The 4524-nt window shown below is 68.1% G+C and carries 5 protein-coding genes; 4 read left to right on the top strand and 1 reads right to left on the bottom strand.

The window, feature by feature from the left end:
• Positions 1–394: hypothetical protein (locus ACFUC1_RS20190; protein WP_379123030.1), on the top strand; the 394-nt coding region annotated here is incomplete at its 5' end.
• Between the two features lie 127 nt (positions 395–521).
• On the opposite strand, the gene ACFUC1_RS20185 is transcribed toward ACFUC1_RS20190, so the two are convergent.
• Positions 522–1127, bottom strand: coding sequence for a hypothetical protein (locus tag ACFUC1_RS20185; RefSeq protein WP_379123028.1), 606 nt, complete (start codon positions 1125–1127; stop codon positions 522–524).
• 258 nt (positions 1128–1385) lie between these two features.
• Between ACFUC1_RS20185 and ACFUC1_RS20180 the strand changes: the two genes are divergently transcribed.
• The 3 genes from ACFUC1_RS20180 to xerC are packed head-to-tail and all read left to right on the top strand — an operon-like array spanning position 1386 to position 4425.
• Entirely contained in the window at positions 1386–3002 is a 1617-nt protein-coding gene (locus ACFUC1_RS20180) for a replication initiator (RefSeq protein WP_379123026.1), read from the top strand.
• 14 nt (positions 3003–3016) lie between these two features.
• A complete protein-coding gene (locus tag ACFUC1_RS20175) occupies positions 3017–3214 on the top strand; it encodes a helix-turn-helix transcriptional regulator (protein WP_379123024.1) in 198 nt (65 codons plus the stop codon).
• Positions 3211–4425, top strand: a complete 1215-nt coding sequence (gene xerC / locus ACFUC1_RS20170; RefSeq protein ID WP_379123023.1) for a tyrosine recombinase XerC — start codon at positions 3211–3213, stop codon at positions 4423–4425. The genes ACFUC1_RS20175 and xerC overlap by 4 nt, the downstream gene beginning before the upstream one ends.
• The last annotated feature ends 99 nt before the right edge of the window (positions 4426–4524 follow it).

Raw genomic sequence — 4524 nt, 5'->3', positions numbered from 1 at the left:
GGCCCGCGGCGCGGAGCGCCGCCATGATCCACAAATGGCAAAAATCGGCAACCAAATGGCTAAACCCGGTCGAACTCGCTTCCCGGTGCGGCGGCGTTGCTTGCTATCCGGTCGCTGGCGGGGCTGCCTCGACAGGGACCTGTCGTCCTGTCGTCAGATCGATCACCGCACGAGAACCGATGGGCTGAGCAAGGCGAACGGTGACCACATCGCCACAGGATGGAGCCGCCTGGCCCTGCGGCTTTCTCGTGGTGATTCTGACCTTGACGGCGAGGGCGGTTTCAGTTGCGTGGATCTCGTATGGCTGGCTGTTGCACGCTGCGACGTCGATCCTGATGAGACGCTGATCGGCACGGGTGACAGTCACGCTCTGCAACTGCACGTCGGTAGGTGACCCTGCGCCACAGCTCACCGCAGATAGGGCGAGGAGGCCGAGTAAGCCCAAACGCGCTGCCGTGGCGTGGGCCGGACTAACGTGCGCGCTCTGACCGTCCGTCGATGGCAGCAGGAGCTTGCGCGTCTCAGGGGGCATCCGAATGGCCCTGCGCCGCTTCGAACCATCCTCCAGGGGGCGGAGGTGGTGGATCGGGTGGCCGGTACTCGCCGTACGGTTCCCAAGGCCACAACTCGCGGGCACGGGTAGAAGCGGCGCGGATGGCATCGGCGTCCAACGTGGTTGTCGTCTCTTGGACGTTCCTACGTGGAGACGCGCAAATGAGCTTCATCTCCCCCGGCGAGGGTAGTGGCGTGAGGAACAGGCGCATCGAAGCGGAGCGTTGCCCTCCTCCACCTCCCCCCATGGCCAATACGGCGTCGTCTCTCGACGGTGGGGTCCTGCCGTGCCACATCGGCAGGTTGGTAGCACGCCGACCATCGGAGAACTCGATGCCGACGAATACGTCTTCACCGATGAACCCATTGCTTGCAGTGTCCTCGCGAGCTCGGATTTCGATCTCCAGGTCGACGCCATTCCGATAAACCTGCGCCGTAGCCACGGAAATGACTACGCCCGGCGTCTGGGCCAGCACCACGTCGAGTACCAGCGACGCGGGCAACTCGTTGTCTGGCTTCATTCGACGACGCCATTCGTCCTGCGCGTCATCGTCACCGCCCCCCATGACCCACATGCCCGAACTATGGCCCCGAGCGAGGCCTTTGGTAAAGGCTTGGCAATTTCTCAGCGGGGGCCTGACTGCAAGTACTGCAACGTAAGGGTGCCTAGGGGGCACTAACGGCAAACAACGGGCACTCACCGGTAAGAGCTCGGCGACTTTGCCCCTGCTTTCGAGCACGATTGCTTGTCGCGGCCTTGTGTCACAGTCGAAGACATGGACGCGCAACCGCTCGTCGGATCGCCTTCGGAGGCGTCGAAAACGCTCTCCGCGATGCGACGGGTCCTGCCGCCCTTGACGTCGTCGATGGTCGAGGCGGTGGCCGTCTCCCACGGCGTCTGCATCCATCCGGTGCCGCTGCGGCGCATCGACCCGGACACCGGCCAGAGCACGGTGATTGACGTGCCGTGCGGCGCCACTGCGACGAGCAAGTGCCCGCCCTGCGCTGACCGGGCTCGCAAGCTCCGCATGCAGCAGTGTCGGCAGGGGTGGCACCTCGAGGAGGAGCCGGTCGTCGAGCAGGGCGATCCCACTGAAGAGCAGGCTGAGCTGACGCTGGCGCGGTCGGACCTGCAGGCAGCCTTAGTGCAGGCCCAGGAGCGTGGGCTGGAGACCGAGCCCATCACTGAGGCCATAGGCCAGGTGGAGCGGCAGCTGGCGGAGACCGGCGCACGTGGCAAGCCGATCCGGTCCGACCACCGCCGTCGTACCCGGTCCACCAAACGCCGCCAGGACGTCCCGGACCTGCCCCGGCGCAAGGTGGCCCCAACGACGATCGGTCGGACGTTCCCCGGTCGCGACGGCAAGGTGTTCCGGCCGTCGGTCTTCCTGACCCTGACGGCCCGCTCCTACGGGCGCGTCGACAAGTTCGGCGTCCCGCGCGACCCGAACGCCTACGACTACCGGACCGCGGCCCGGGATGCGATCCACTTTCCCGCGCTCGTCGACCGGTTCTTCCAGAACCTGCGGCGGGTGGTCGGCTTCGAAGTGCAGTACTTCGGAGCCTTGGAGCCGCAGCGGCGCCTCGCCCCGCACCTCCACGCGGCGCTGCGCGGCACGATCGCGCGCAAGGACCTCCGTCTCGTGGCGGCCGCGACCTATCACCAGGTCTGGTGGCCATCGACGAACGAGGTGATCTTCCCGGACCACCGGCTGCCGGTGTGGGACGAGACCGCGGAGACGTATGTCGACCCGGACACCGGTGGGGTGCTCCCCTCGTGGGACGAGGCCCTGGACGCGCTGGCCGAGGACGAGGAAGCCGAGCCTCTCCACGTGGTCCGGTTCGGGCAGCAGCTGCGAGCCGAGGGTGTCCTCAGCGGCAGCCCGGACGCGGATCGGTGTATCCGCTACCTCGTGAAGTACCTCAACAAGTCGATCGACACCTGCCATGAGGTCGAGACGGATGCCCAGCGGGAGCACATGCGCCGGCTTTGGGACGCGATGCGGTACGAGCCCTGCTCCCCCACGTGCACGAACTGGCTCCGCTACGGCGTTCAGCCCAAGAACGCTCGGGAGGGCCAGCTTCCCGGGTGCTGCCGCGGCAAGGCGCACAGGCACGAGACCTTGGGCTTCGGTGGCCGTCGCGTGCTGACGTCCCGGAAGTGGTGCGGCAAGACCCTTGCCGACCTGAAGTCGGAGCGGCGCGAGTGGGTCCGGAACCTGCTCGGGCTGACCGAGGACCCTGACCCGAAGCGGTACGTGTGGGTCCAGGCGTCCCCGTCCGACCCCGACGTCCGCACCAAGGACGAGCGACTCATGCTCGGCATCGCCGCACGCTCTCGCTGGCACGAGGAGACCACCGCGGCCCTGGCAACTGCCAAGGGCCCTTCCGTGCCGCCCAAGTCGGAACCCACATCCGGCACCCAGAACACCACCAGCACCGCCGCCTGAACCGAGGAAGCACGATGACCACGATCTCCACTCCCCTGCTGACCACCGCTGAGGTCGCCAAGCGGATGCGCGTCGGGCCGGGAACCGTCCGGCGCTGGCGGCTCGACGACGTCGGTCCCCGGTTCATCCAGGTCGGCGGCATCTACCGCTACCCGCTCGACGAGCTTGAGCTGTGGATGCGCGACCGCATCGAGCACAGCCTCGACGAATGAGGAGCGAGAAGAAGCCACCGCTCGGCGTGCGGCTCACCATCGATGTCGAGGAGAACGCCGGCCCCCGCGGGACGACGTTCTGGGCCCGCGTCCGGTGGACCAACCCGGCCAACCACCACCGCGAGGGCGTCAAACGGGCCTTCGACAGCCGTGAGGCCGTCGAGGACTGGCTGGAGACCATGCGCCACACGGCGAAGACGGGCATCGACTCCGGCCAGACGCTCGCCGAGTACGTTGACCTCATCGGTGACCGGTGGACGCGGGCCATCGACCCCACGTCGACCTACGACCCGTATGTCGCGGGTCTGCGACGCCGCGTCCTGCCGACGCTCGGCCACCTCCCGGTCACGATGATCAGCGCCGGACTGGTGGACCGGGCCATCGACGCTTGGGAGCAGGAGTTCGGGCGCTCGACGGTCAAGAACTCGGTGGCGGTGCTCGTCCTGGTGCTCGACGAGGCGGTCCGCGACGGGGTCATCGTGCGGAACCCGGCCAAGGACCGCGCCCGACGCCGAACCGTCGGTCGTTCTTTCGGCAACTCGGAGCCAGGCAGTCCCCGCGAGCTCGCCCTGCCCGACGTGGTCACCCTCGACCGGCTCGTGGAGGCGGTGGTCGAGGCCGGCGGTCACCAGTGCTGGGGCGACATGGTGACGATCCTTGCCACGACGGCCCTGCGGATCAGTGAAGTGTCGGGCCTGCGAGTGGGCGACGTGGACCTCGGCCGGGGGCTCCTGCACGTGTTTCGGCAGACGTACCCGGGCCGAGGTGGCTTGGTCACCAAGCAGACGAAGGGCCGGCGTCGTCGGACGGTCCCGATCATCGAGCCGCTACGACCGACCCTCGTCCGGCTGACCGCTGGTCGACCCGGGGATGCCCGGCTCCTGCTCGGGCCGCGGGGCGGGGTCATCACCACGGCCACGCTGCGCGACGCCACAGGCTGGGACCATTTGGTCCGGGAGCTCGGCCACCAGGGACTTGTCCGGCACGGGCTGCGGCACACCGCCCTGACCTGGATGGCGGACGCGGGCGTCGACCTGCACATCCTCCAGCGGGTCGCTGGGCACCAGGACCCCGCCGTGACCAGCCGCTACCTGCACCCGGACACGCAGGCCGTGCTGGACGCCGGAACGGCGTTCTCGGCGTGGTGGTCCGGAACTGGTCCGGAGAAGCCTCGGCTGGGTGTCGTCGACGGCGGCCGGGGCACGGCATGAAAACGGGGCCTGACCTGTGGTGACAGGTCAGGCCCCGGTTGGTCGGGCTGACAGGATTTGAACCTGCGACCCCTTGACCCCCAGTCAAGTGCGCTACCA

It is taken from the genome of Pedococcus sp. NPDC057267 (genome assembly GCF_042668795.1).
Taxonomy (GTDB): Bacteria; Actinomycetota; Actinomycetes; order Actinomycetales; family Dermatophilaceae; genus Pedococcus.
Note: the sequence above shows the minus strand (reverse complement) of the source record. Positions and strands in the feature narration are given on the sequence as shown.

Bases quoted from the DNA above. Each gene is read 5' to 3' on its own strand.
- ACFUC1_RS20185 (WP_379123028.1), bottom strand. From the start codon at position 1,127: ATGTGGGTCATGGGGGGCGGTGACGATGACGCGCAGGACGAATGGCGT.
- xerC (WP_379123023.1), top strand. From the start codon at position 3,211: ATGAGGAGCGAGAAGAAGCCACCGCTCGGCGTGCGGCTCACCATCGAT.
- ACFUC1_RS20175 (WP_379123024.1), top strand. From the start codon at position 3,017: ATGACCACGATCTCCACTCCCCTGCTGACCACCGCTGAGGTCGCCAAG.
- ACFUC1_RS20180 (WP_379123026.1), top strand. From the start codon at position 1,386: ATGCGACGGGTCCTGCCGCCCTTGACGTCGTCGATGGTCGAGGCGGTG.